Genomic DNA, 22,579 nt, shown 5'->3' with positions numbered 1-22,579 from the left:
AAGAATAAGGATTAGCCAGTTGCTGCATATACGCCGCAACTGGCTAATTTTTTTGAATTGAATCCTAGCTGGACTGAATAACTCTAGAATAGTTCAACACATATAAATAATATTTGCAAAGTGCAAGTAATAAATGTACAATATATCTGAGGTGAACGACATGGAAACGAAAAGAGAATTGTTCCAGACGATGGTTAAGCGTTTTGGGCTATTGAACCGCAATTGCTGCGAAGTTGGAAGCTTAGACATTACCATGGTCCAAAGCCAGATCCTTTACGAAATCAGCAAACGCGGCAATGCGCCAATGCAGGAAGTGGCTGATGCGCTGGGTACGGATATTTCAACATTCAGCCGTCAGATCCAGAACGGGATCAAATTGGATTTAATAAAGAAATCGCCCTCTGAAGCGGATAAGCGCATTTACCTTTTATCGCTGACCGAACATGGAAATAAAGTGGCGCAAGAAATCCAAAAGGAAATAGAATCCCATTTAGATGAAATATTTTCACATATGAACGAGTTTGAAAAAGAAACCGTACTGCGTTCGATGGCCCTGCTGAATGGGGCAATGGCTAAATCGAGTGTCTGCTGCAAACCGATTTTTTGAGCTGAATAAATACTTGCAAAATGCAAGTATAAACGGTTGGTAAATTAAAGGAGGTAAAAAACATGTCTAATTTAAAAAATTGCTGTAGTCCTGCTGTGTCAAAAACTCCAATCCATTTCACGTTGCCGAAAAAAGACAATAAATCATTGCCTGTAGCGATCATCGGAGGAGGTCCTGTAGGATTAGCGGCAGCCGCGCATCTGGTGAAAGCGGGTGAAACGTTCATCCTGTTGGAAGCGGGTCCATCAATTGCGCATCATGTATTGCAGTGGGGGCACGTTCGATTGTTTTCGCCTTGGCGTTATAATATAGACAAAGCGTCAAAGGAATTGCTGGATCGGAGCGGATGGTCCTCACCCAAAAATGATGAGCTTCCTACCGGGAAAGAACTGGCAGACAGCTATTTACTTCCCCTTTCGAACGTGCCTGAAATCGCTCCATCCATCTGGACCGATGCGAAAGTGGTCGGCATCAGCAAAAAAGGACAAGATAAAATGAAGACGGCCAACCGGGAAACGCTGCCGTTCATCCTTTACATTGAAAATGCCCAAGGGCAGCCGCGCCGAATTGAAGCGAAAGCCGTGATTGATGCAAGCGGCACTTGGGGCCAGCCCAATCCGCTCAATGCTTCCGGTTTATGGACCCGCCAGGAAAAAGCACTTCACGAACGAATTTATTACGGCATAGCGGATGTTAAGGGACCGAATCGACATCAATACGCTGGAAAACACATTGCGGTTGCTGGAGGCGGCCATTCAGCGATCAACACCATTTTGGAGCTGACGGAACTTGATGATGTAAAAATCAGTTGGATTTTGCGTAAGAACAAAGTCCAACAAGTTTACGGCGGAGAAGAAAAAGACGCATTAGAAGCACGCGGTGAGCTCGGTTTGCGTATCCATGAGCTGGTGGATTCCGGACGCATCAATGTCTACACGCCATTCCATGTTCAGCACGTTGAAATGATGGATAAATCCATTTCGCTTGAAGGCGAGATGAAAGGGCAACCGTTTGTCCTAAACGGCATTGATTATGTAATCGTCAATGCGGGAAGCCGGCCAAACTTTTCCTTCCTCAGCGAAATCCGCACAAGTATCGACCCGGCGACTGAAAGTGTCGAAGCACTTTCTCCACTGATTGATCCGAATCTCCATAGCTGCGGAACCGTCCGCCCTCATGGAGAAAAAGAATTGCGGCAGCCGGAAAAAGATTTTTATATTGTCGGGATGAAAAGTTACGGCCGTGCGCCGACGTTCTTAATGGCGACCGGCTACGAACAGGTGCGGTCGATTGTCGCGCATTTGACCGGCGACTTTGCGTCCGCTGCAAAAGTCGAACTTGAATTGCCGGAAACTGGGGTATGCAGCACAAATCTCAACAGTGCATCTGCAGCGTGCTGCTGAACGGGGAATTCGGATGACCGTTAATCACGGAGGAAATCTCAATGGGGCATATTTTATCTCTTATTTGAAGCTCTTCATGGCTTAAAAAAGTGCGGCGCGGCATGTGCGGAGAACTTCGCCTTTGACACCTTCTTCAGCAGGGACCCCTTTAAATACGGACCGTCCAATTTGAACGCTCGAAAAGAGCCGCTGCTTCTTTTAAATAACCCATATGCACAGCATCCAGTGAAACCTTCACTGGGTGCTTTTTAGGAGGAAATTTGCTGCCAGAAGAGAATGTATATAGATGGAAGCGATTTCAGAAGGGAGGAATAAGGTGGATCCTAGTACAATAATCGCCATGGCCGTAATATTTGCGCTTTACGTTTTGGCTAGCCAGTTCTATTTAAAGAAAAAGTTAAAAATCAAAGCGGTCACTGTCAGCATATTCCATCAAGACAGGAAATGGTTATTTATCGTTATTGACGCGGCCTTGCTGCTGTTGTTTGTCATCGCGATGATGATCTTGTTTGTCGAAAACGATATAGGCAGTTTTCCCCGTATTGTAGCGACCATACCGCTTTTTGCCTTGTTTTTCCTGCAAGGAATTAACCACGCCATCGAGCAATGGCTGCTGTACCGACAGGAAAAAGCATATTGGCATGAAATCCTGAGTTCTGTTTTGATGCTCTTGCTGTTGGCCGTCATTTGGGCAGGCGAGACCTAAAGTCTACCCATAAACTCAGTCAGCCTGATACAGGAAAGCGCTTCTTCAGGTAAAGGGACGAGGCAAACACCAGCCCAGCCAGCAGCAGGGAAACAATCAGTGCGGCGATTTCTCCCCAGCGGTCTATGGCCACGGTGTAGGCAAGCGGGGACGCGGCTGCCACAAGAAAGCTCGGCACCAGCAACTTGCCGACGAATGTGCCATAGGTTTTATGATCGAACAGCGCCAGTGGCAGCGTACCTCGCGTAATCGTCATTAAACCATTCCCGGCACCGAATAAAAACGAGAAGATAAAGGCGCTTAAAACAAATTCGGCGCTTGCGAGGCCGAACAAGAAACAAATCGGCAGGAGGGCTGATGCAATAACCGTCAGCGTCAGCGGGTGGATCCGGCTGCCGAACAACACTTCACAGACCCGCGCCAACGATTGGCCGATGCCTCGAAGCGTCGACGCCCAAACAGAAATAGCTGCAGCAACGCCAAGACCGGACAATATATTGATCATGTGGGTCGACATACCGGAATTCAGGAAGTTCAGCACCATAAAGATGAACGCGTAGACAGCACCGGCTGCCACCCTTTCTTTGCCTTCGGCGGCCAAAGGTTTCATGGGTGGCAGCTTGCTGTCTCCTTCACTTTGGCTATCGGAAAACTTGTTGTTTGGTATCGCCAAATGGAGCGGGATGGTCAATAGCGCAAACAGGGCATAGACGGAGAGCGCAGCGCGCCAGCCGATGAATTCTGCCAGAAAAAAGCCGATCGGCCAAAAAACGGTGGAGGCTAGTCCGCCAAGAAGCGTGATTTGAGAGATGGGGCGTTTTGCCCCGGCTCCGGCAATTCGTGCGAGCGAGGCAAATGCTGCGTCGTAAAGTGATAGCCGCATTGCGAGGCCCAGCACAATCCATGCCCCATAATAGCTGGCGAGTGAATAGGAAAGTGCAATACCGAAACAGCCGATTGCTAGGAGCAAAGAACCCACAGACATCACGGATCGGCCACCGTACAGATCGATTAGCCGTCCGGTCCAAGGGGAAGTGAGGCCCATGACGGCAAGCGCTACTGAAAATCCGCCGTAGACTTGTGTACCGCTCCAACCCATATCCGCTCCAATCCATGCGCCGAATGCGGCAATGAGGTAATAGGATACGCCCCAACAAACCAGCTGCGACAATCCAAGAAACCATATCGTTTTTCTCGTGATCATGCACTCACCCCCCTAGTAATCGCTATAAGGATAGTATAGGATTCCAAAGCGTTGATTTACATAGCTTGTTTAAAATTTTATTGAAAACAGTTTAATGATTATGAAGAAAAGGATGATGGACTTGGACAATTACATTTGTGCGACGTGCGGCGTGCAATACGCCGCTTCCCAACAAGCACCCGATCATTGCCGGATCTGCAGCGAAGAGCGACAATACGTTAACCCGGCAGGCCAAAAATGGCTGACATTGGAGGACATGCTGGAGCAGGGGAATTACGTGAACTTGATCCATCCGGAAGAAAAGGGCCTACACAGCATCCATACGACACCTGATTTTGCGATCGGGCAAACGGCGTATCTGATTGAAGGAAAAGCTTTCAATGTGTTGTGGGATTGTGTCACTTACCTGGATCCGGCAACGATTGTGGAAATCAAAGATTTTGGGGGAATAGACGCGATTGCGTTGTCCCATCCGCATTATTATTCAACTCAAATCGAGTGGGCCGAAGCATTTGATGCCAAAATCTATATCCATGAAGACGATAAGCAATGGGTCACACGCCCAAGCGAGCGAATCGAGTTCTGGACCGGGAATTCCGTTGTGCTGGATGCCGATATCACACTTCACCGGACGGGCGGCCATTTCAAAGGAGCTGCAATACTGGAATGGCATGGCGGCAATCATAGCCAAGGTGTGCTGCTGACGGGCGACATCGTGCGGGTCGCCGCTGACCGCAATTGGCTAACGTTCATGTACAGCTATCCGAACTTTTTGCCGTTGCCAGCTTCCACCGTCTCACGCATGGCGGGAAGGCTGCAGGAAATGAAATTCAATCGCATTTATGATGCATTCCACCGCATCATAGAGGCTGGAGCGGCTGAAAAAGCCCAGCAATCGGCTAAGCGTTATGTCGCGGCATTGAACGGGGAATTGTTCGACACTTAACGACCCGTAAGGGACAATTCCGCAGATTTCAGTGGGACAAGGCTTTTTGCAGGAATTGGGCTGGAAAATAGCGTATCTTAGAGATAACAAGCGCTTTGTAGCCCAAGCTACATAGTAGAATTTAACAAAGAAACAGGGGAGATTGTCAATGGACATGCCAAAGGAAACTGAACTGGCCGCGCTTTTTGAAGCGTCGCCGAAACGCAGCGATGAGCTGACGGAATTTTACTACGACACCTCGACATTCACTGCCGAAAATGAAAGACAGTCAATCATGGTCGTCGTGTCTCCGTTTTACAATGAATTCACATTGATCGTTACTGAAAAAGAAGACCAAGAAGCCGTTTCGACCATAAAATTGCGATCGGTTGAGAAAATGGAAATTGTGGACGATGGGCCTGCATCATTGCGGATTGTCCATGCGATATCGGAAAGCTATTACAATACAATTGAAATCACATTGAAACCAAAGTTCAAAATGGCATTGCACGAACATTACCAGTGAACCGGAAAGGCGGTCGGAAATGGGAAATCTATCTCCGAAACTTTACGATATCGCAATGAAACCATTTGAACGGAGCCGATTTTACCAGATCCGTAAAACCATTGCGGGCAACGCGCAAGGAACGGTGCTTGAAATCGGCTCTGGCACCGGCATCAACTTTCCATTCTACCGGCAAGCGGATTCGGTCGCTGCAATCGAGCCGGACGAAGCGATGCGGAAGCGGTCTCAACTACGCGCAGCGACGGCAAAAGTACCAATCCGGACATACACGGCTAAAGCTGAAGCATTGCCATTTGGGGATGATATTTTTGACTCGGTGGTAGCGACATTGGTATTCTGCACGATTCCTGAACCCGATAAAGCATTGCTTGAAATCCGGCGCTGCGCCAAAAAGAACGCAACGCTTTATTTTTTCGAACATGTCCGGATGGACCAACTGCCTTTAGGGACCATACAAGATGCCCTGACACCGCTGTGGCAGAAAGTTGCTGGCGGCTGCCATCTCAATAGGGATACGTTAAAGTTGATTCGACAATCGGGAGTGAAAGTGATCGAAGTGAAATCGATGTACAATGGGCTGTTTTTAGCCATAACGTGTATTAATGACAAATAAGGCCATTTAGCTCAGTGAAGTTGAACTGAAGACGATAAAAAGGACGTTCAAAGGGATAAGTACCCTTTGAACGTCCTTTTTTGGTTGTCCTGTATTTTCGCAGTGAGCAAGGTCTATGCTACTGGGAAAACCGCGGTTAGCATTTCTCTTTCAAAGCGTATTTCCACACAGTTTTTGCCATCTAATTTCTAATATTACTATCTGTAAAATAAAAGATACTATATAATTAATCGATATGCAGCTAAAAGTTACTAATATTAGCCATTCCTGTATACCATAAGAAATTTAATGGAAGACCGAAGCTTAAATCTTTCAAGGCCAGGCAGAACGTTTGATATCTCTTTATACATTAAGAACTTAACAGAATTCGGATGCGAAGACATGAAGTTGAAAGTGGGAGATTACGAAGACAACTCTTTGCATTTCTACTGCGCAGTGATTGAAGCCGCATCGGTCAGCGAAAGGCCAGAGCGCCGGACAGTTAATCAGTGTAATACATAAAAAGATTCGTCTATTAATATTATTGAGAACCAATCAAGACCGCAACTTGAACAAGACTTACTGCATGGGAGTTGTACTGATGACTGCTTTACTTTTTTTCTTTCTTGAAAACATGGCGCTAATTATCGCGCTCATGTACCTGGGTTTAAAAACGAAAGAGACCTTATTCCTCGATTGGACAAATCCTGTCAGACAGCGATGGGCCATCTCCATTTTTATTGGCTTCCTGACATTTTCAATTATGTATAATCCATTTATGTATGAAGGGATGCGCTTAGATCTGAGAGAAGTTCCCCTATTCTTCATATCATATGTGGGCGGTTGGCAAGCGGGGTTGTTGTCAGCTGTGCTGCCGGCATTCTACCGCGGATACATGGGTGGTCCAACTATGATGATCGGTATCATCCAATCGATCTTCCTGCCAATTCTAATCGGCGGCCTTTTCCATGACAGAAAACCGACTAACCAGTTTTTCGTCATCCTCAACATCAGAAGGATGATGTGCGCATTTGTAATTTTTGAAGTGATAAAATCTGTCTGGATGTACGCCGCGACCCCAGCAACAATCGTTGTCATTTTTGGCATGGTGTTTTTCGCAACGATTGCGGTGTTGGCAATGGCCATAATCGTGAATAGTGAAAACCGCAATCTAGTCTTGCGGAAAGAATTGGAATTCTACTCCAACCAAGACCCGATGACACATTTGCCGAACATCCGCTATTTTAAAAACCATGTCGGCAAGTTAATCGATAATGGGACACCAATGGCGATTATCATGTTGGATGTCGACTATTTCAAAGTCTATAACGATACCCACGGCCACCAAAAAGGCGACGCTGTACTGCGCTCCATCGCACAAATCCTTAAAGACTCGACGCGAAAAGAGGATTTTGTCGCACGCTACGGAGGAGAAGAATTCATCATATGCTTGAACAATCCAAACAATACTCAGGAAGCGACGCTGATGGTAGAACGAATCCGACAAAACGTCGAAGCTTATAAATTTGAAGGGGAGGCCAAGCAGCCGGAAGGGACATTGACAGTCTCAATTGGCATAAGCTTCCCTGATAGCCAAAAAAGCTTAGAAGACATGATCGAAGAAGCCGATCAAGCGCTGTACCAATCCAAACGTGAAGGCCGCAACCGCGTTACCTTATTTAAAGCAAGCGCATGATCAAATTAAAGAAACACTCTGGTGCATTTTTGCCAGAGTGTTTTTATGTGGAGTGGTTTTAGAGTTATGTAAAAGCGTTCGTATAAGTATATGCATTTAGATGAACGTTCGTAATGTGTTTTGGTGCATTTGCGAACGCTCTTTTTGGCATTTTTTAATTGTTTTATAACTGTTCGAAAAAGTGTACTTTTACGAACGCTTTTTTTGGGGGCACGCTTCAAATTCTATAATCTACCAATAAGTATCTTTATGATGCGCCGATTGTAAAATTAAGCTAGACAACTACAAAATTAAATTATATATCCACAATCGGCTGCCTTTACAGGGCAGTTTTTTCTAATTGAATAATGGCGTCAACTACTTCCGTGAACTGGCGTTATGTTAACCAGAAGTGCGTGCAGCATACAAACTCGTTCAGCGATCGAATCAATGGTTTGTGGATGGAGATAATCGTGTTTCTTGTTAAACTTACTGGCAGGATAGTTGAATAAGAATTTTCAAACCTGAATGGAGAGGGATTGCTTGTGATAGTGCGCTGGACCGTACAAACCAGACTGCTCTCCAATAATAGGGAAATGTTGTTTTCTTATTCTACAATAGATATAATTAGTAGTTGCAATAAAAAATAGGAAGGCAGATTAGATGAGATGAGAAAAAAGAATAACGAACAAGTTCTAGCTAAAAATCAAAAAAGGGGGGGCAGTGCATGGATTGCAATCGCGGCTATTATTCTTGTATCAATTAGTTTACGTCCTGGAATTATTTCTATGGGGCCTATTTCGACTCTTATTCAAGACGATTTTAATTTTTCATATTCAACAGTTTCGATGCTGATTACGATACCTGATTTATTAATGGGGCTTTTAGCTTTGCCTACCCCATGGCTTGCCCGTCGCTATGGTCGAAATACGGTTATTCTTTATGCTTTATTACTGCTTACTTTATCTACTCTAGGTCGCGCATTTTCTCCCAATACATTTACACTACTTTCAACAACAGTAGGTGTAGGTGCTGGTATCGCAATCGTTGGTACGTTAATAGGTGGTTTCATAAAACTTAAATTCCCTAAAAAAGCAGCATTACTAATGGGGATTTATACCTTCTCACTTTCACTAGGTACTGCACTCGCGGCAGGTACAACAGGAATCATCGCTTCAAATGCAGATAGCGGATGGCGCATAGCATCTGGTATCTGGGCTTTGCCCGGTGTTTTAGCTATCATTGCCTGGATTGTGATAACCCTTCAAGGACGCAAAGATAGTCCTGGTTCACAAGAAGTTTCCGAAAAGCGCGTGCCAATTCCATATAAAAACCGAACAGCATGGATGATTGCTCTGTATTTTGGAAGTACGAATCTCCTTTTTTACGCCATCATAGCATGGGTTTCGCCGATGTATCAAGAACAAGAATATTCGGTTTCAGCTGCAGGATTTATACTGTTAACTTTCACCGTCGTATTTATGCTAGCTAACCCTGTATTTGGTGCACTTAGTAAATCACTTGACCGCCGTGGCTGGTTAGCTGTATCTTCCATACTCGCTATAGTAGGTTTGATACTCATTGCTATCTGGCCAAATGCAGCTCCGTTTATATTTATATCTATATTTGCTTTTGGCCTTGGTGGCGCATTTACTCTAAGTATGACCTTGCCACTAGATAATACGAAAACGGTAGAAGAATCGAACGTCTGGAACGGATTTGTTTTAACCGTTGGTTATCTGATTGCTGCGACAGGACCATTTTTAGTAGGATTTATACGAGATCTCTCTGGAGACTTCGGTACTTCGATATGGTTTCTTGTAGGTATATCAGTTCTTATGCTTATCTTGACACCTTTTCTTAAACCGAATGATCGTTCCTTACAATAGTTTTTTCTCGTGGAGTGATGGAGTTAAATGCTTTCGAATCTAACACAATCTAATTATGTTACATTTGGATATTGAACCTAAAAGGGCTGCTGATCTTAAGAAGATTCAGCAGTCCTTTTAGGTTCATGCCCATACTTTTTATAATTCGCCGATTGTAAAATTAAGCTAGACAACTGAAAAAGCCATTCGTGGTACACTCACAATGTATTTTCCGACCAAAGAAAAACATAGGAATGATCACGAATGACCTACACCCATCTTAACACGGATGAATTGGTGATGAAAGAATCCTACTACCGCCAAAATATACCTGTGGCGATAATTGCTGAGTGCCTGAACCGTTCCAGGCAGCCGATTTACCTGTGAGCTGGCATTTAAATTTGGTTGTGCAAAGTAATGGTTAAATTAAACGCAAATTACCTCCCAAAGTGACACTTATTGGCAAGTAAGTTACATTCACATCCCTAATTCCAAAGGCTTTTTATGAAAATCAAGAAAAACTGATTTCATTAGATAAAAAGATACATTCAAAAGATAATTCTCAACGGCTTCAAAGTAAGAGTTTTGAAACGAAATAGGTTTACATATCAGCAGGTTATCGGAAGTATCTATAGATATCAAAATACCCCAAGAACCCCTATTAGACGAGGTTGCTGGGGTATTTCAATCATCGTGAAATGAAATTAAAGTGAAGATGTCATGACTGTTTATGAATCGAATGAGTATCGTCACTCTGGTTTGAAGCCAGATTTCTTTTTGCATGATCCATTAATGGATATTTCTTTTTCCATTGTCTTTCGATATAACCGGTTCCAAATAAAACGCCGGCTACAATAAACAAAAATCCGATCAATTGATCAGCTGTAATGGTTTCATTCAGAAAGATAGCCGCGAATAGGAGACCGAAAAAAGGCACAAAGTTATTGAATAAGGCGGTTTGTCCTGCACCGATTTGCTGAATCGCAGCATTGAAAACCATATAACCTGCCCCTGTAGCCACGATTCCTGACAGAAAAAACAAAACGTAGATAAATAACGGGGCAGAAGCCATTTTGCTGACCCCGGTCGGCTCAGCTAGAAGACTGACAATCAACAACCCAATCGATCCGGCCAGGTACATAATCGTCGTGACCTGTTTTGAATCCAGTGTCGCGGTCGCTTTTTTCACGAAGATGAAACTGATGGCTTGAGCCAACATAGCGCCAAATAAAATCCATTCTCCAAAGGAAAATTGCATGCTGCTGACAGAACCGCCTTGGATAAAAAAGACGCCAGTTAAGGCCAGGATGAAACCCATACTCCGTAATTTCGTTAAGTGTTCCCTTAAGAAAAGCATGCCAAGTATAGCCGTAGTAATCGGTACTAATGCAAGAATCAAAGAAGCGCTCGAAGCATCAATCATGGTCAACCCGGTTGCCATAAACGAATGGTGCAAGATGACGCCAAACAGCATTCCGAGTAACGTATAAATCCATTCCCTTTTCGATAAACGACGAAGTGATTTTCCGAGAATGATTACAAGTAATGCTGTAATTCCAGCCAGCATGATCCGGAATGCCGTCATGGTCTGAACAGGCAATTCCTCCACAAGCACTTTGATCATCACAATATTAAGTCCCCAAATAGCCGTGACAGAAAACACCAGCCCATATGTCAGTAATAAATTTTTTTGATGCACTAGCACGCCTCCTTTGAACCTCTCAACGCTAAATTAGGAGAGGTCCAACCAATCAATGTTTTTAAGTTTTAATTCACGGTTCTTTCGTGTATTTTATAATTCAATGATCGTCGGAATGTGCTCCGCATAAGGAAGGAAGTTGTCAATAATATCAATTGTTTTGAGCTTCAGATAGCCAATTGTCGTCCCATCACCGCATCCATACCACTCTTTCGTCACTACATCCCGATCAATGACAACCTGCACTTGTTTATCCGTATCCATCATTACGCTGAATACAGTGGCAGCCCCAATGTTGACACCCAGCATACTTTCCAATAGTTCAGCAGGGGCGAAGGATACGCGTGAGATGCCGAGAGCATTGCTAAAGTTCTTGGATTTGAAAGGCTTCTCGCCATTTGTGATAAGTAGATAGAATGCTGTCTTCTTGCTGTTGCAAAGGAAGAGGGTTTTCACCATTTCCATTTCCAGCTTCCGATTAATTTCCACGCAGTCTTCCATCGAAATCGCTTCGTCTGTCTCCACTCGTTCATATGCAATCTGTAATTCGTCCAATGATTCATAAGCCTTTTCTTGCAGCGGGGATTTATAGTTAGATGGTGCCGTGGTCACTACATCACTCACAAAAAACAATGTTTCTTCCCCTTCTTTCTTCAAATTGATTTTCTTCTAGTAATAACATAACATGTATTCATACATAACAATAACGAACATTTAGCATGCTATCCATGACGAAAATGGATGAAAGGAGGACAACCATGAATATCCAAAAATACTTGGTATTTGTGAAAGTAGTGGAATTGGGGAGTTTCACGAAAGCTGCTAAAGCTTTGGACTATACGCAGTCAGGAATCAGTCGCATGATTCATGATTTAGAAACGGAATGGAGGGTCTCACTTTTTGAAAGAAGCCGTACGGGTATCAGTTTGACTTCAGATGGAATGAAAATACTTCCACAGGTAAAGCGGATCTGTAACGAACACGAAATATTGTTGGCGCAAATAGATGATCTACATTATATGCAGACCGGAATGATTCGGATTGGGACTTTCTCCAGCGTAGCAAGTCACTGGTTGCCGAACATGATTCGGGCTTTTAAGAAGGACTATCCAAAAATCGAATTTGAATTTTTACTTGGCGATTATACGGAAATCGAAAACTGGATTCTAACAGGTCGTGTGGATTTTGGATTTGTCCGGTTGCCGGTAAAATCAGAACTCGAAACAATTTTTTTGGAGAAAGACCGGTTGCTGGCAGTAGTTCCGGAAAATCATCCGCTTGCTTCTTGCAAAAAATTTCCGATGCAGGACCTGCAGAGAAGCCCGTTTATGTTATTGGAAAAAGGAGCCAAGGCAGAAGTGGCTGAAATTTTTGAGAAGCACCAAATTGTACCCCAGATTAGTTTTACAACATGGGATGACTACGCCATCCTGTCGATGGTGGAAAATGGGCTCGGGATCAGCATCTTGCCGGAATTGATTTTGCGGCGTATCCCGCACAAAATTAAAGCAATGGAGCTTGAAGTTCCTGCTTATCGGAATATTGGCCTTGCCATGAGAGAACAAAAGTCACTTTCCTTAGCCACCAAACGATTTTTAAACTATTTATCTTACCGGAATGAAGAAGGAATGGATCGCAGTAGAAGTGATTGAAGGGAGCTCGTTATCAGTTAACATATGAGGGATCATCAGGAGTGTTGCAACTAATATAGAATACATTCTAAAAAGGAAGACCATCAGCTAAATTTTTAGCTGGCGGTCTTCCTTTTACGTTAACCAATCAAGTATAAATTTAGAAAACCATCGAAGAATAGAGCGAGTTGTAAATCACTTCTCCTGCTTCTTTGATTGATTCATAGTGCTCGACGGTTCCAGTCTGCAGATAGGTCAATTCAAGGATCTGGGTGTCTGGTATGCATTTTACGAGAAGCCCTTCGGTGTCATCTTTAGAGAAAATTTGGGTAATGCGTACATTGTTGTATTGGCAGATGGTTTCCAGTAGCGTTTGAATATGTTCCTTTTTCATGAGGCATTCTCCTTTCGCTTCGGAAAGTGACTAAGAAAAGTCTAGAGAATCCAAACTTAACCAATTTATTCCAGCATAACACACTAAACTCCTTTAACACTCGAAAGCGAAAAATGATACAGCAATGAAATATTCCAGCGAACTTTCAAAAACTTAGTTGAAGTAAGAGGAAATAGAAATTACTTTATTTAATCGTTTTATCTTTCTGTTGGTTTTTAAAAGTGTACTTTTACGAACGGTTTTTAGGGCCCTCTTCAAATTCAACAATCTACCAATAAGTATCTGTTTGAAGTGATAATCTATAATAAAATAAAAAAGTAAAAAAGTTTAGGGCTTAGCAGATGTAAAGAAATAGTTTTTTTGATGGACGCTTCTTAAAGGAAAAAAAAGAATGAATTGTATAGGGAGGAAGGACGAGAATGAAATCCATACGTGTCACAAAGTACAATCCTCGAAACAGGGACGCGAAGGGCCTCTACACCTTAGTGGATGAATGGACCAGTATATTTGATGTCGGGAAGACGTATCATGGCCAAATTTTTACAATGGAGCAATACCTGGCGACCGAAGAAAAATACATCCGAGCTGTTGAAGTACTCATGCAAAAAACTGGGGTCAATCATCTGAAACTGCTGGATCTGGAAAATCATTCACATGAAACCGCATTAAACTTGTCCGAAGGCAAGACCATTCACATAAGCTTGGTCAGGGAGTTAATTAAGATGATTCTCAGGGAAGAGGTCTGGGGGAGACTGGTTGCCAAAAATCAGTTTGAGGTCCATTTCGGATACGATTACTATATGTATTTTGTGGGCGAAAGCCTGACGGAGGACATTATCGAGGAACTTAGAAGGATCGACGGCTTGTATATGGAAGATGCGCGATCTCCTCACCTTGATTAATGAAGTATACGTAACAACGCAAAACAACGGATGCTTCAGTGAAACGAATGTAACTTATGTGCAGATAAGTGGAGGTTCAACGGCTCATTCATGTATTGAATGGTGTCATCAAATTTCTTGTCCAAGAAAGCGAGACATTTATAAGATTGATGGGGTTCTTTTTTATTTGTCCAATTATATGGACTTAATCCATTCCGATTCAAACATTCTCTTCAATTAAATGAAAAAGCCGCATCCTCCTTTCTGGAGGATGCGGCTTTTTTAAGCTGAATAACCGAATGCTTTGGAAACTTCCTTCTGGATTGTCAATAAATACCGGCTAATTGGATTGTGGATGTCCTTTGGAATATCCGGTTTAAAACCGACCATAGTCAGGGTGCCGACCAATTCCTGTGAATAATCCAAAATAGGAATAGAAACCGAAGAAATCGATGCGACAAGCGGTTCCGAAGCGAATGCAATCTTGGTTTCCATGATGCTCTTGAATTCTTCGTCATCAGCGACCATCGCAGGATTAGCTGCCAGCTGCCAATTTTCTGTTACAACTTTGTTGTGGAATACGTTAAAAATCTTACCGGAGGACGAATTGATTGGCAACAAAGTGCCAATTTGGGCACCGATATTGAGTGACTGGCTTGGCTGCCAAATTTTTGCGATGACCGGTCCATTTGTCGTAGCAACTGCAAACAGCACCGAGCAATTGGTATGCTCGCTGATTTTCTCTAGGTAAGGGGTGATCACTTCGATGGTGTCCTGATTGCCGATTGCTGCAGCACCGTATTGGATTAGCTTCGGGCCGAAATGATACAGGCCGGTCGAATTTTCACGTATCAGCAATTCGAGTTGCGTCAATGTATTCATGTATTTATATAGATTACTTTTAGTCATCTTTGTAGCATCCTGTATTTCATTGAAGCGCATAGGCTTGCCATGAGCCATCATGATATCGATGATGGCAATGCCAATTTTTAGCGATTGAATGGTCGAACCGTCTTTAGGGATATCCATAAATGCCTCTTCTCCTTTGTGATTATCATTCCTAGTATAACAAAAAGTATGAAGAGGGCCAAAAAACCTATTTTTAATTCACAGACAATTCTATCTTGACATTCTTTTTTATCGTTAATATACTAATGGTGTACTAAGTTCATTAATAGTGGAATTTAAACGAACATATAAGTGTTATGAAAACGCTTTAAATCCAAAATTTTTAACAGGAGGAATGAACATGAGCAACGATAAAAACAACCCACTCATCGTAATCGGTGGAGGCATAGGCGGATTGGCGACAGCATTAGGACTTGCAGAAAACAAAAAATATGTGAAAGTGCTTGAGCAGGCACCGGAATTTTTGGAAATCGGAGCAGGCATCCAATTGGCAGCCAACGCAACGAACGTTCTGCAAAGATTTGGTGTTATGGAAAAACTGAACGATATTGCGGTTTTCCCAAAACGCCTTGTACTGATGGATGCTTTTACCGGCAATGAATTATCTGCACTGGATTTGGGTGATGCCTATAAAGAAAGATACGGTTCTCCATATATCGTGTTGCATCGTTCAGACCTTCATAAAGCGCTATATGATAAGTGTCAAGAAAACGCTTACATTGAATTGATCACCGATCAGTCGATCGTCAGCACAGAAGAAGTAGGCAATACAGTTACTGTCACAGCGGCCAACGGCGATGTCCACACAGGGGAAGCGGCAATCGGAGCAGATGGCATCTGGTCAAAAGCACGTAAGCTATTTGTGGAGGATCAGCCGGTCTGCTCGGAATACGTAGCTTACCGCGGTGCGATTCCTATGGAAGATGTTACGGATGTTGGCAGCATGGATGACGTTTATATGTGGATTGGGCCAAACTTCCATCTGGTTCAATATCCGGTACGCCGCAATGAGTTATACAACCAAGTGGTTGTATTCAAGAGCGATACTTACCGCAAGGAAATCGAGTTCACGGACCAGTGGGGAACTCCGGAAGAAATGGATCGGGTATTCGAAGGCACATGCCAACCTGTCCAAACGGCGATCGGCTTTATCCAGCGCCAGAAGAGATGGCCAATGTATGACCGCGAACCAATCAAGAACTGGACAAAAGGCCGCGTCACGTTATCAGGAGATGCTGCGCATCCGATGCTTCAGTATTTGGCGCAGGGCGCTTGTCAGGCGTTGGAAGATGCTTCTTATTTAGCGGATATGATCGAAAAGCATGGCGATCAAATTGAGACCGCATTTCAGGAATACCAGGAAGAGCGCATTCCAAGAACAACTGAGGTCCAAAATAACGCACGTGTATGGGGAGAAATTATTCACGCTGAAAAGCCGGAGACCATTCTTTTGCGCAACACAATTCTCTCAGCCCGCGGTCCTCAGGATTACGGATTTGTCGATAAATTTCATGGTTATAAAAAAAGCAAAGTCGGCTTGAACTGACATTCAATCTTAAGAACTGGCGAATAAAGCTTGACAAAAACGACTAGAGAAGGAGATTTTTATGAAATTAATTACATTTGAAACTGCAGGTTTTTCACGTATCGGTGCAATCGTTGAAGGGGAAAAAGTCGTGGACTTGAACTACGCTTACCAGGCACAGCTGAAGAGCGAAGGGAAATACCGTTTCGAATCGATCGCTGAAGCTTATATTCCAGCTAAAATGGAAGGGTTTTTGCAAGGGGGTAAAGAAAGCCTGGAACTTGCCAAAGTAGCAGTGGAATTTGCACTTGCGAATCCTCAAAGCTTTAACCGTCCATTGATTCATGCGAAAAAAGACGTAAAAGTCAATTCACCGGTAACACAGCCAGGAAAAATCATTTGTGTCGGCCATAACTACCGCGAGCATATTCTGGAAATGGGACGCGAATTGCCATCGAATCCGGTTTTATTCGCTAAATTTGCTAATACCGTGATCGGACCGGAAGACGATATTCCATTCCACCCGATTTCAGAGCAATTGGATTACGAAGCGGAATTCGTTTTCGTCATCGGCAAGCAGGCACGCAATGTATCAGAAGAAGATGCACTCGATTACGTGGCAGGCTATGCAATCGCCAATGACGTGACATACCGCGACATTCAGCGCCGAACGCTTCAATGGCTGCAAGGGAAAACGGTAGACGGTTCAGCACCAATAGGTCCATGGTTGGTCACAACTGACGAATTGCCGGACCCATCAGGACTTGGCGTGAAATTGTCGGTCAATGGAGAAGTAAGACAACAGACGAATACAGCAAACCTGGTATTCTCTGTACAGAAATTAGTATCTTTTATTTCGAATCTGGCAACACTTGAACCGGGTGATGTGGTATTGACGGGAACTCCAGGAGGCGTAGGCGTTGCTATGGACCCTCAACAATTCCTGAAAGACGGCGATGTCGTGCGCATTGAAATCGACAAAGTCGGCGTTTTGGAAAACAAAGTTTCTTCACAGGCAGCAGCAGAAGCAGACGAAAAAACGTTGGTTCTTCAAGGGGGCAAATAACATGACAACAGCAACAAATACGCAAGCAATCGAAAGCATCCAAAAGTCAATCGACCAGATTCTATCTGATGTATCGGGATTATCTGAGCAGGATATCCGCTGGAACCCAACTCCGGAAGAATGGTCCATCCTGCAAGTTGTATCGCATTTAAACGAAGCGACTCCTTACTGGTTAGGCGAAGTAGAACGTGTACTGGCAGAGCCTGGCGCTAAATGGGGACGCGGCTTGACTGATCCTGCACGTCTCGCGGCAGTGGGAAACCCGGATGCACTTGACGTACAAGTACAATTGGACGAATTGAAAAACAATAAACAGCAAGTGGCTGACCGTTTGGGCAACTTGACGGAAGATCAGCTGCAGGCAGAAAACCCGCACCGCAACTTCGAGAAATTCGGCAACAAGCCGGTGTCTTTCATTATCGGACATTTTATCGATGAGCATCTTCAAAAGCATGTCGGACAAGTTCAGCGCAATATCAGTAAATTAGCATAAGAAGCTGTAAATAGATAGGCATCAAAAACTGAAGAAGAGGATGTGTTTGAAATGGCAGAAGCTTCACAGGAAACAAAGGAGTTTATGAAAAGCTCTATAGTCTCAGATTTTACAGCGGATATCCAACAGTATAATTTAGGCCCGTTGTGGGAAGCGATTCCAGCAATCATGAATAAAACACCGAAACCACAAGCAGAAGCGTATTTGTGGAGCGGTGAGTTAATGAACAAGAAATTGATGGAAGCGGCTGAAATCTTTACGCCGGACCGCGGCGGAGAACGCCGTGCCATCTATTTCCAAAATCCTGGATTGACCTATCGCCAGCCCTGGGGCTGGGCATCGACAACGCAAACTCTATACGCAGCAGTTCAGTTGTTGCTTCCTGGAGAAGAAGCCCCTTCACATCGCCACACACAAAGTGCTTTGCGTTTTGTAACGGAAGGCGAAGGCGCCTACACGATCGTTCAGGGCGAACGCATTTATATGCACGAGGGCGATTTCCTGACGACTCCGAAAAATCTGTGGCACGGCCACGGCCATGTTGGCGACAAGCCGATGATCTGGATGGACGCTTTGGATATCCCGACGATCTATTCGATCGGCGGCACGTTCTTCGAACCATTTGAAGGTGGTCTTCAGCAGCCGGATGTTCCTGATAATTTCTCTGAACTTCGTTACGCAGGCGGCATGGTCCGTCCGGTAGGCGATGCCAAATATACAATCGCGCCATTGGCAAACTACAGATGGAGCGGCACCGAAGCAGCAATCAAAGGCTTAATGAACTTTGACGCAGATCCATATGAAGGATTCGCTGTTGAATACATCAATCCATCAACTGGCAAGTCAGCGAACCCGACGATGGGCTCACGCATGCAGCATTTGCCGAAAGGCTTTCATACTAAAGCACACCGCCACACGCATTCGGTCATTTACCATGCCTATAAAGGTGTGGGCTACACAGTCATCAATGGGGTCCGCTTTGACTGGAAAAAAGGCGATTACTTTGTTGTTCCAAACTGGGCATGGCATGAACATTTCGCTGAAGAGGATTCGTATCTGTTCTCCGTAAACGACTTGCCGATTATGGACCGATTCGAATTGGAACAGGGCCAGGTGCTCGAAGAAAATAACGGCCATCAAAAAGTGACAGGTGAATTCACACAAGCATTCCGCTAATCTAAAACGCCTGTGCAAGCTTTCGTCTATTCGGAAGCCTGCACAGCGTTTCTTTTCTCTAAAAGGGCTTTATACAGCGAGAGTAGAAAAACAGGATAGGGGTTTAGAGATATAGGTGCGACGGATATAACGAAAATTACGGATTCTTTGAAATTTAACCGCTTTCATTTACATTATTCTGGCTCTGCTTCTTCATGTGCCTATTCGTCATGTACGGCTTAAGCACATGGCTGCCAAAAATCATGCAGGATGCAGGGTTCCCACTGGGTTCAAGCCTAACTTTCCTATTAGCTTTGAATATCGGAGCAGTAGTTGGCGCAATTGTTGGAGGACAATTGGCCGACTGCTTCGGCACTAAAAAAACCCTGGTTATATTTTTCCTCATTGCCTTTGTGTCATTGACGGTATTGAGTTTTAAACCGAGCATGGTTTTGTTCTACTTATTGATTGCACTTGCCGCTGGCTCCACTACTGGAACACAGATTGTCGCAAATTCCTATAGCATCTTTCGCTGCAGACAAACTTCATGAAATTTGCAATTCCCTGCGTTATTGCGGCAGTTGTGATCTGGTTTGTCCAAGAGAAATATGGCCAGGTTTACCAAGGGAAAGAGCGAGATTGTACGGAAAATAGGATTCTTGCAGAAGATTTGTAATTTAAGGGGGAAATCATTTGACAGTCATCAATACGAATGAAATAATCGCCAACAGCAAATTCAATCGATTTCATTTAAGTTTACTGTTATGGAGTTTTCTGATCATCGCTTTTGACGGCTACGATCTCGTTGTCTATGGAACCGTTGTGCCGATGTTGATTGAAGAATGGAATTTGACATCGGTAGAAGCAGGCGCGATGGGCAGCTATGGGTTGTTTGGCATGATGTTCGGAGCCATCTTCTTCGGAACTTTGGCGGATCGCATCGGGCGCAAAAAAGTGATTGTCCTGACGGTGATCCTATTCAGCTTATTTACTTTATTATGCGGCTTTGCAAATACACCGACCATGTTCTCAACTTTCCGCTTCTTGGCAGGATTGGGACTTGGCGGCATCATGCCAAATATCATTGCATTGCTGACAGATTATTCACCGAAATCGATGAAAAGCATGACAGTATCGATTGTCTTGTGTGGTTATTCAGTCGGTGGCATCATGGCGCCATTGCTTGGCATCTATCTGATGCCTCAATTCGGTTGGGAATCGATATTCTGGGTTGCCGGACTTCCGCTGCTGTTGCTTCCGCTCATGTACAAGCATATGCCGGAGACCGCAAGCCACTTGATCCGTACCGGCAATAAAAAAGAATTGATCTCGATTTTATCGAAGGTCAGTCCAGGTTCGACATTCAGTGAAAGTGATGAAATTCTGGAACTGGAAAAATCCGATTCGAAAGTGCCGCTTGCAGGTTTGTTCAAAGACAAGCGCGGCTTCAGCACCGTCATGTTCTGGATTGCTTTCTTTAGTTGCTTGTTGATGGTTTATGGGTTGAATACTTGGCTGCCTAAGCTGATGATGGACGCAGGCTACGGCTTGAATTCAAGCCTCGGCTTCCTCATTGCGCTGCAGGGAGGAGCCATCGTAGGAACCTTGATCATTGCACGTCTCTGCGATAAATATGGAACCAAGAAAATGTTGGTGCCGATGTACGCTTCAGGTGCAATTGTTCTGACATTGCTCGGCTTCGGCGGCAATATCATCATCATTTACATCTTGGTGGCGATTGCTGGAGCAGCCACAATCGGGGCACAAAATATTGTCCAAGCCTATGTATCCCAATACTACCCTGCATATATCCGCTCGACGGCACTAGGAACCGCTTCCGGCATCGGGCGTATCGGCGGTATGCTGGGCCCGATACTTGGTGGATTCCTGCTATCAATCAGTTTGCCGATTCAAATGAATTTTATTGCCTTCGCCATACCGGGGGTGATTGCAGCGGTCGCTTTGGCACTAGTTCCTGAAAAAGAGTCACATGCCAAAAGTAAAAGAGCAGCTGCCGCATTCGAGGTAGATAGTGAGCTGAGAAGATAGTGGAATAAAGGGGTTACATGGATAGCTGAGACGTTTTTTTACGGGTAGAAAGAATTTTTGATGCTTTAGGTAGTATTAGAATGTATTTTCTATAAAATGAATTAACTCTGTATAATTGGAAAAATAAAAAAGGACTCCATCAATTATATAAGTGCACTCGCTATCTTGTATAAAGCATCTGATGACACTATTCAATACATGTATGAGCCGGTGAAACTCCATATCCCGAGCACTAACTCCTTGGAACACATGAACCAGGAGGTGCGCGACAGAGAATATGTTATTCAGATCTTTCCGAAGAAGCAATTTGCTTTTCGCCTGATGAGATTTGTCCTCATACACCAAGTGAAGACGCTTTATAGCAAGAAAAAATTGATGAAATACGGTTAGAAAAATGTACCCGATTTTACCCGATTTTGCGGACCTAACTAAAGTGACAGAGCTTTAGATAATGCCTGTGTGTTTAGTGTAAAAAATATAGAACTAGAGAAGTATATTTTTACTCTCTCTAGTTCTATATTGAGTTTCTTCTATATAGTTTAGCTGTCTCTTTTTCGAGCACTTTTACCAATTTATAAAACGAGTCTTTTTAACTCCAACTTCTTGCATGGCTTTTATGGCAGTCAGTTCCTGAGCGTTCCTTTATCCAAGATGATGAAGTTATTGTTACGAGCTACCAGTTAGGGACAGGCCATTTTGGTGGCTTCAATGAAATTGCGCGGGTTCCGGCAGAGTGGGTGGTTCCGCTTCCAAAAGGGTTATCTTTAAAGAAAGCCATGATTCTTGGGACAGCTGGCTTAACTGCTGCAATCGCCATTCAAAGACTGGAAGCCAACGGATTAGAACCTGGTGATGGACCTGTCCTGGTAGCTGGTGCAACAGGAGGAGTAGGCAGTGTTGCATCTTAGCTAAAAAAGGCTATGAAGTGGTGGCGAGTACAGGGAACAGGTCAGGAAGAATATTTGAAAAGATTAGGCGCTAAACAAATCATTCACCGTGATGACATTACAGATAGCGACAATCAGCCAGTGCGTGAAGAAAAATGGTCGGCAGCGATTGATCCTGTTGGAGGAAAAACCCTCCAGTACATCCTAAGTACATTGAAGTATGATGGATCTGTAGCTACCTGCGGTTTCACAGGGGGCAGTGAAGTTTCTACAACCGTTTTCCCTCATATAATGATTTAATAGAAACTAAAGCATTACCAATTTCGCTCATAGCTGCTTTGACCTCCTTTGCATATGCTAGTATTATTTCGTTTATTTCAGTCT

The 22,579-nt window shown here is 44.0% G+C and carries 21 protein-coding genes and 3 pseudogenes; 19 read left to right on the top strand and 5 right to left on the bottom strand.

Annotation, left to right across the window (positions count from 1 at the left end; genetic code table 11):
* Window positions 1-160 precede the first annotated feature (160 nt).
* The 3 genes from AC4EHB_RS04400 to AC4EHB_RS04390 all read left to right on the top strand — a co-directional run bounded on the left by AC4EHB_RS04400 (window position 161) and on the right by AC4EHB_RS04390 (window position 2,716).
* Complete coding sequence (locus AC4EHB_RS04400) at window positions 161-607, top strand: MarR family winged helix-turn-helix transcriptional regulator (RefSeq protein WP_490980789.1); 447 nt, start codon at window positions 161-163, stop codon at window positions 605-607.
* A 62-nt stretch (window positions 608-669) separates the two neighbouring features.
* On the top strand, window positions 670-2,010 hold the full coding sequence (locus AC4EHB_RS04395; protein ID WP_490980788.1) for an NAD(P)-binding domain-containing protein: 1,341 nt from the start codon (window positions 670-672) through the stop codon (window positions 2,008-2,010).
* A gap of 316 nt (window positions 2,011-2,326) precedes the next feature.
* Window positions 2,327-2,716, top strand: a complete 390-nt coding sequence (locus AC4EHB_RS04390) for a DUF4181 domain-containing protein (protein WP_490974383.1) — start codon at window positions 2,327-2,329, stop codon at window positions 2,714-2,716.
* Between the two features lie 19 nt (window positions 2,717-2,735).
* Here AC4EHB_RS04390 and AC4EHB_RS04385 read toward each other — a convergent pair whose 3' ends face one another.
* Window positions 2,736-3,920 carry an MFS transporter gene (locus AC4EHB_RS04385; protein WP_490980787.1) on the bottom strand — a complete coding sequence of 395 codons (1,185 nt, stop codon included), beginning with the start codon at window positions 3,918-3,920 and terminating at the stop codon, window positions 2,736-2,738.
* A 115-nt stretch (window positions 3,921-4,035) separates the two neighbouring features.
* Here AC4EHB_RS04385 and AC4EHB_RS04380 point away from each other — a divergent pair, with 115 nt between their 5' ends.
* The 6 genes and pseudogenes from AC4EHB_RS04380 to AC4EHB_RS04355 form a co-directional block, all read left to right on the top strand.
* Complete coding sequence (locus AC4EHB_RS04380; RefSeq protein ID WP_490981488.1) at window positions 4,036-4,866, top strand: MBL fold metallo-hydrolase; 831 nt, start codon at window positions 4,036-4,038, stop codon at window positions 4,864-4,866.
* A 148-nt stretch (window positions 4,867-5,014) separates the two neighbouring features.
* The gene (locus AC4EHB_RS04375; RefSeq protein ID WP_490980786.1) at window positions 5,015-5,371 is read left to right on the top strand and encodes a hypothetical protein; all 357 of its coding nucleotides are present in this window, start codon (window positions 5,015-5,017) and stop codon (window positions 5,369-5,371) included.
* A 19-nt stretch (window positions 5,372-5,390) separates the two neighbouring features.
* A complete protein-coding gene (locus AC4EHB_RS04370) occupies window positions 5,391-5,984 on the top strand; it encodes a class I SAM-dependent methyltransferase (protein ID WP_490980785.1) in 594 nt (197 codons plus the stop codon).
* Window positions 5,985-6,564: 580 nt separating this feature from the next.
* Window positions 6,565-7,659, top strand: a complete 1,095-nt coding sequence (locus AC4EHB_RS04365) for a GGDEF domain-containing protein (RefSeq protein ID WP_490980784.1) — start codon at window positions 6,565-6,567, stop codon at window positions 7,657-7,659.
* A 647-nt stretch (window positions 7,660-8,306) separates the two neighbouring features.
* A complete protein-coding gene (locus AC4EHB_RS04360) occupies window positions 8,307-9,527 on the top strand; it encodes an MFS transporter (RefSeq protein WP_490980783.1) in 1,221 nt (406 codons plus the stop codon).
* Window positions 9,528-9,770: 243 nt separating this feature from the next.
* Window positions 9,771-9,887 (top strand): annotated as a pseudogene (locus AC4EHB_RS04355) (IS30 family transposase); the annotation flags it as partial.
* A 337-nt stretch (window positions 9,888-10,224) separates the two neighbouring features.
* Here the strand turns inward: AC4EHB_RS04355 and AC4EHB_RS04350 are convergent.
* Together AC4EHB_RS04350 and AC4EHB_RS04345 are read right to left on the bottom strand one after the other, a co-directional pair.
* Window positions 10,225-11,205, bottom strand: a complete 981-nt coding sequence (locus AC4EHB_RS04350; protein ID WP_490980782.1) for a DMT family transporter — start codon at window positions 11,203-11,205, stop codon at window positions 10,225-10,227.
* Between the two features lie 93 nt (window positions 11,206-11,298).
* Window positions 11,299-11,862, bottom strand: coding sequence for a prolyl-tRNA synthetase associated domain-containing protein (locus AC4EHB_RS04345; protein ID WP_490980781.1), 564 nt, complete (start codon window positions 11,860-11,862; stop codon window positions 11,299-11,301).
* Window positions 11,863-11,963: 101 nt separating this feature from the next.
* Between AC4EHB_RS04345 and AC4EHB_RS04340 the strand changes: the two genes are divergently transcribed.
* The gene (locus AC4EHB_RS04340) at window positions 11,964-12,857 is read left to right on the top strand and encodes a LysR family transcriptional regulator (RefSeq protein WP_490980780.1); all 894 of its coding nucleotides are present in this window, start codon (window positions 11,964-11,966) and stop codon (window positions 12,855-12,857) included.
* Between the two features lie 139 nt (window positions 12,858-12,996).
* Here AC4EHB_RS04340 and AC4EHB_RS04335 read toward each other — a convergent pair whose 3' ends face one another.
* Window positions 12,997-13,230: a hypothetical protein gene (locus AC4EHB_RS04335; protein ID WP_490980779.1), complete on the bottom strand. Its 234-nt coding sequence runs from the start codon at window positions 13,228-13,230 to the stop codon at window positions 12,997-12,999.
* 419 nt (window positions 13,231-13,649) lie between these two features.
* Between AC4EHB_RS04335 and AC4EHB_RS04330 the strand changes: the two genes are divergently transcribed.
* Window positions 13,650-14,132, top strand: a complete 483-nt coding sequence (locus AC4EHB_RS04330; protein WP_490980778.1) for a hypothetical protein — start codon at window positions 13,650-13,652, stop codon at window positions 14,130-14,132.
* A 261-nt stretch (window positions 14,133-14,393) separates the two neighbouring features.
* Here the strand turns inward: AC4EHB_RS04330 and AC4EHB_RS04325 are convergent, their stop codons facing one another.
* Complete coding sequence (locus tag AC4EHB_RS04325; protein ID WP_490980777.1) at window positions 14,394-15,140, bottom strand: IclR family transcriptional regulator; 747 nt, start codon at window positions 15,138-15,140, stop codon at window positions 14,394-14,396.
* A gap of 220 nt (window positions 15,141-15,360) precedes the next feature.
* Between AC4EHB_RS04325 and AC4EHB_RS04320 the strand changes: the two genes are divergently transcribed.
* The 8 genes and pseudogenes from AC4EHB_RS04320 to AC4EHB_RS04285 all read left to right on the top strand — a co-directional run.
* A complete protein-coding gene (locus AC4EHB_RS04320) occupies window positions 15,361-16,566 on the top strand; it encodes an FAD-dependent monooxygenase (protein WP_490974369.1) in 1,206 nt (401 codons plus the stop codon).
* 61 nt (window positions 16,567-16,627) lie between these two features.
* Complete coding sequence (locus tag AC4EHB_RS04315) at window positions 16,628-17,611, top strand: fumarylacetoacetate hydrolase family protein (protein WP_490974368.1); 984 nt, start codon at window positions 16,628-16,630, stop codon at window positions 17,609-17,611.
* 1 nt (window position 17,612) lies between these two features.
* Complete coding sequence (locus AC4EHB_RS04310) at window positions 17,613-18,104, top strand: DinB family protein (RefSeq protein ID WP_490980776.1); 492 nt, start codon at window positions 17,613-17,615, stop codon at window positions 18,102-18,104.
* A 51-nt stretch (window positions 18,105-18,155) separates the two neighbouring features.
* The gene (locus tag AC4EHB_RS04305) at window positions 18,156-19,280 is read left to right on the top strand and encodes a cupin domain-containing protein (RefSeq protein WP_490974366.1); all 1,125 of its coding nucleotides are present in this window, start codon (window positions 18,156-18,158) and stop codon (window positions 19,278-19,280) included.
* A 209-nt stretch (window positions 19,281-19,489) separates the two neighbouring features.
* Entirely contained in the window at window positions 19,490-19,810 is a 321-nt protein-coding gene (locus AC4EHB_RS04300) for a hypothetical protein (RefSeq protein WP_490974365.1), read from the top strand.
* 142 nt (window positions 19,811-19,952) lie between these two features.
* Window positions 19,953-21,308, top strand: coding sequence for an MFS transporter (locus AC4EHB_RS04295; RefSeq protein ID WP_490980775.1), 1,356 nt, complete (start codon window positions 19,953-19,955; stop codon window positions 21,306-21,308).
* Between the two features lie 144 nt (window positions 21,309-21,452).
* A pseudogene (locus AC4EHB_RS04290) lies at window positions 21,453-21,698 on the top strand (transposase); the annotation flags it as partial.
* A gap of 251 nt (window positions 21,699-21,949) precedes the next feature.
* Window positions 21,950-22,486: pseudogene (locus tag AC4EHB_RS04285) on the top strand (zinc-binding dehydrogenase); the annotation flags it as partial.
* Between the last annotated feature and the right edge of the window lie 93 nt (window positions 22,487-22,579).

The sequence above is a fragment of the Planococcus sp. TJ-302 genome, assembly GCF_058268455.1.
This window is presented reverse-complemented; position numbering and strand designations above follow the sequence as displayed.

Bases quoted from the DNA above. Each gene is read 5' to 3' on its own strand.
- AC4EHB_RS04400 (WP_490980789.1), top strand. From the start codon at position 161: ATGGAAACGAAAAGAGAATTGTTCCAGACGATGGTTAAGCGTTTTGGG.
- AC4EHB_RS04395 (WP_490980788.1), top strand. From the start codon at position 670: ATGTCTAATTTAAAAAATTGCTGTAGTCCTGCTGTGTCAAAAACTCCA.
- AC4EHB_RS04385 (WP_490980787.1), bottom strand. From the start codon at position 3,920: ATGATCACGAGAAAAACGATATGGTTTCTTGGATTGTCGCAGCTGGTT.
- AC4EHB_RS04380 (WP_490981488.1), top strand. From the start codon at position 4,036: ATGGACTTGGACAATTACATTTGTGCGACGTGCGGCGTGCAATACGCC.
- AC4EHB_RS04375 (WP_490980786.1), top strand. From the start codon at position 5,015: ATGGACATGCCAAAGGAAACTGAACTGGCCGCGCTTTTTGAAGCGTCG.
- AC4EHB_RS04370 (WP_490980785.1), top strand. From the start codon at position 5,391: ATGGGAAATCTATCTCCGAAACTTTACGATATCGCAATGAAACCATTT.
- AC4EHB_RS04365 (WP_490980784.1), top strand. From the start codon at position 6,565: ATGACTGCTTTACTTTTTTTCTTTCTTGAAAACATGGCGCTAATTATC.
- AC4EHB_RS04360 (WP_490980783.1), top strand. From the start codon at position 8,307: ATGAGAAAAAAGAATAACGAACAAGTTCTAGCTAAAAATCAAAAAAGG.
- AC4EHB_RS04340 (WP_490980780.1), top strand. From the start codon at position 11,964: ATGAATATCCAAAAATACTTGGTATTTGTGAAAGTAGTGGAATTGGGG.
- AC4EHB_RS04335 (WP_490980779.1), bottom strand. From the start codon at position 13,230: ATGAAAAAGGAACATATTCAAACGCTACTGGAAACCATCTGCCAATAC.
- AC4EHB_RS04330 (WP_490980778.1), top strand. From the start codon at position 13,650: ATGAAATCCATACGTGTCACAAAGTACAATCCTCGAAACAGGGACGCG.
- AC4EHB_RS04325 (WP_490980777.1), bottom strand. From the start codon at position 15,140: ATGGATATCCCTAAAGACGGTTCGACCATTCAATCGCTAAAAATTGGC.
- AC4EHB_RS04320 (WP_490974369.1), top strand. From the start codon at position 15,361: ATGAGCAACGATAAAAACAACCCACTCATCGTAATCGGTGGAGGCATA.
- AC4EHB_RS04315 (WP_490974368.1), top strand. From the start codon at position 16,628: ATGAAATTAATTACATTTGAAACTGCAGGTTTTTCACGTATCGGTGCA.
- AC4EHB_RS04310 (WP_490980776.1), top strand. From the start codon at position 17,613: ATGACAACAGCAACAAATACGCAAGCAATCGAAAGCATCCAAAAGTCA.
- AC4EHB_RS04305 (WP_490974366.1), top strand. From the start codon at position 18,156: ATGGCAGAAGCTTCACAGGAAACAAAGGAGTTTATGAAAAGCTCTATA.
- AC4EHB_RS04300 (WP_490974365.1), top strand. From the start codon at position 19,490: ATGTACGGCTTAAGCACATGGCTGCCAAAAATCATGCAGGATGCAGGG.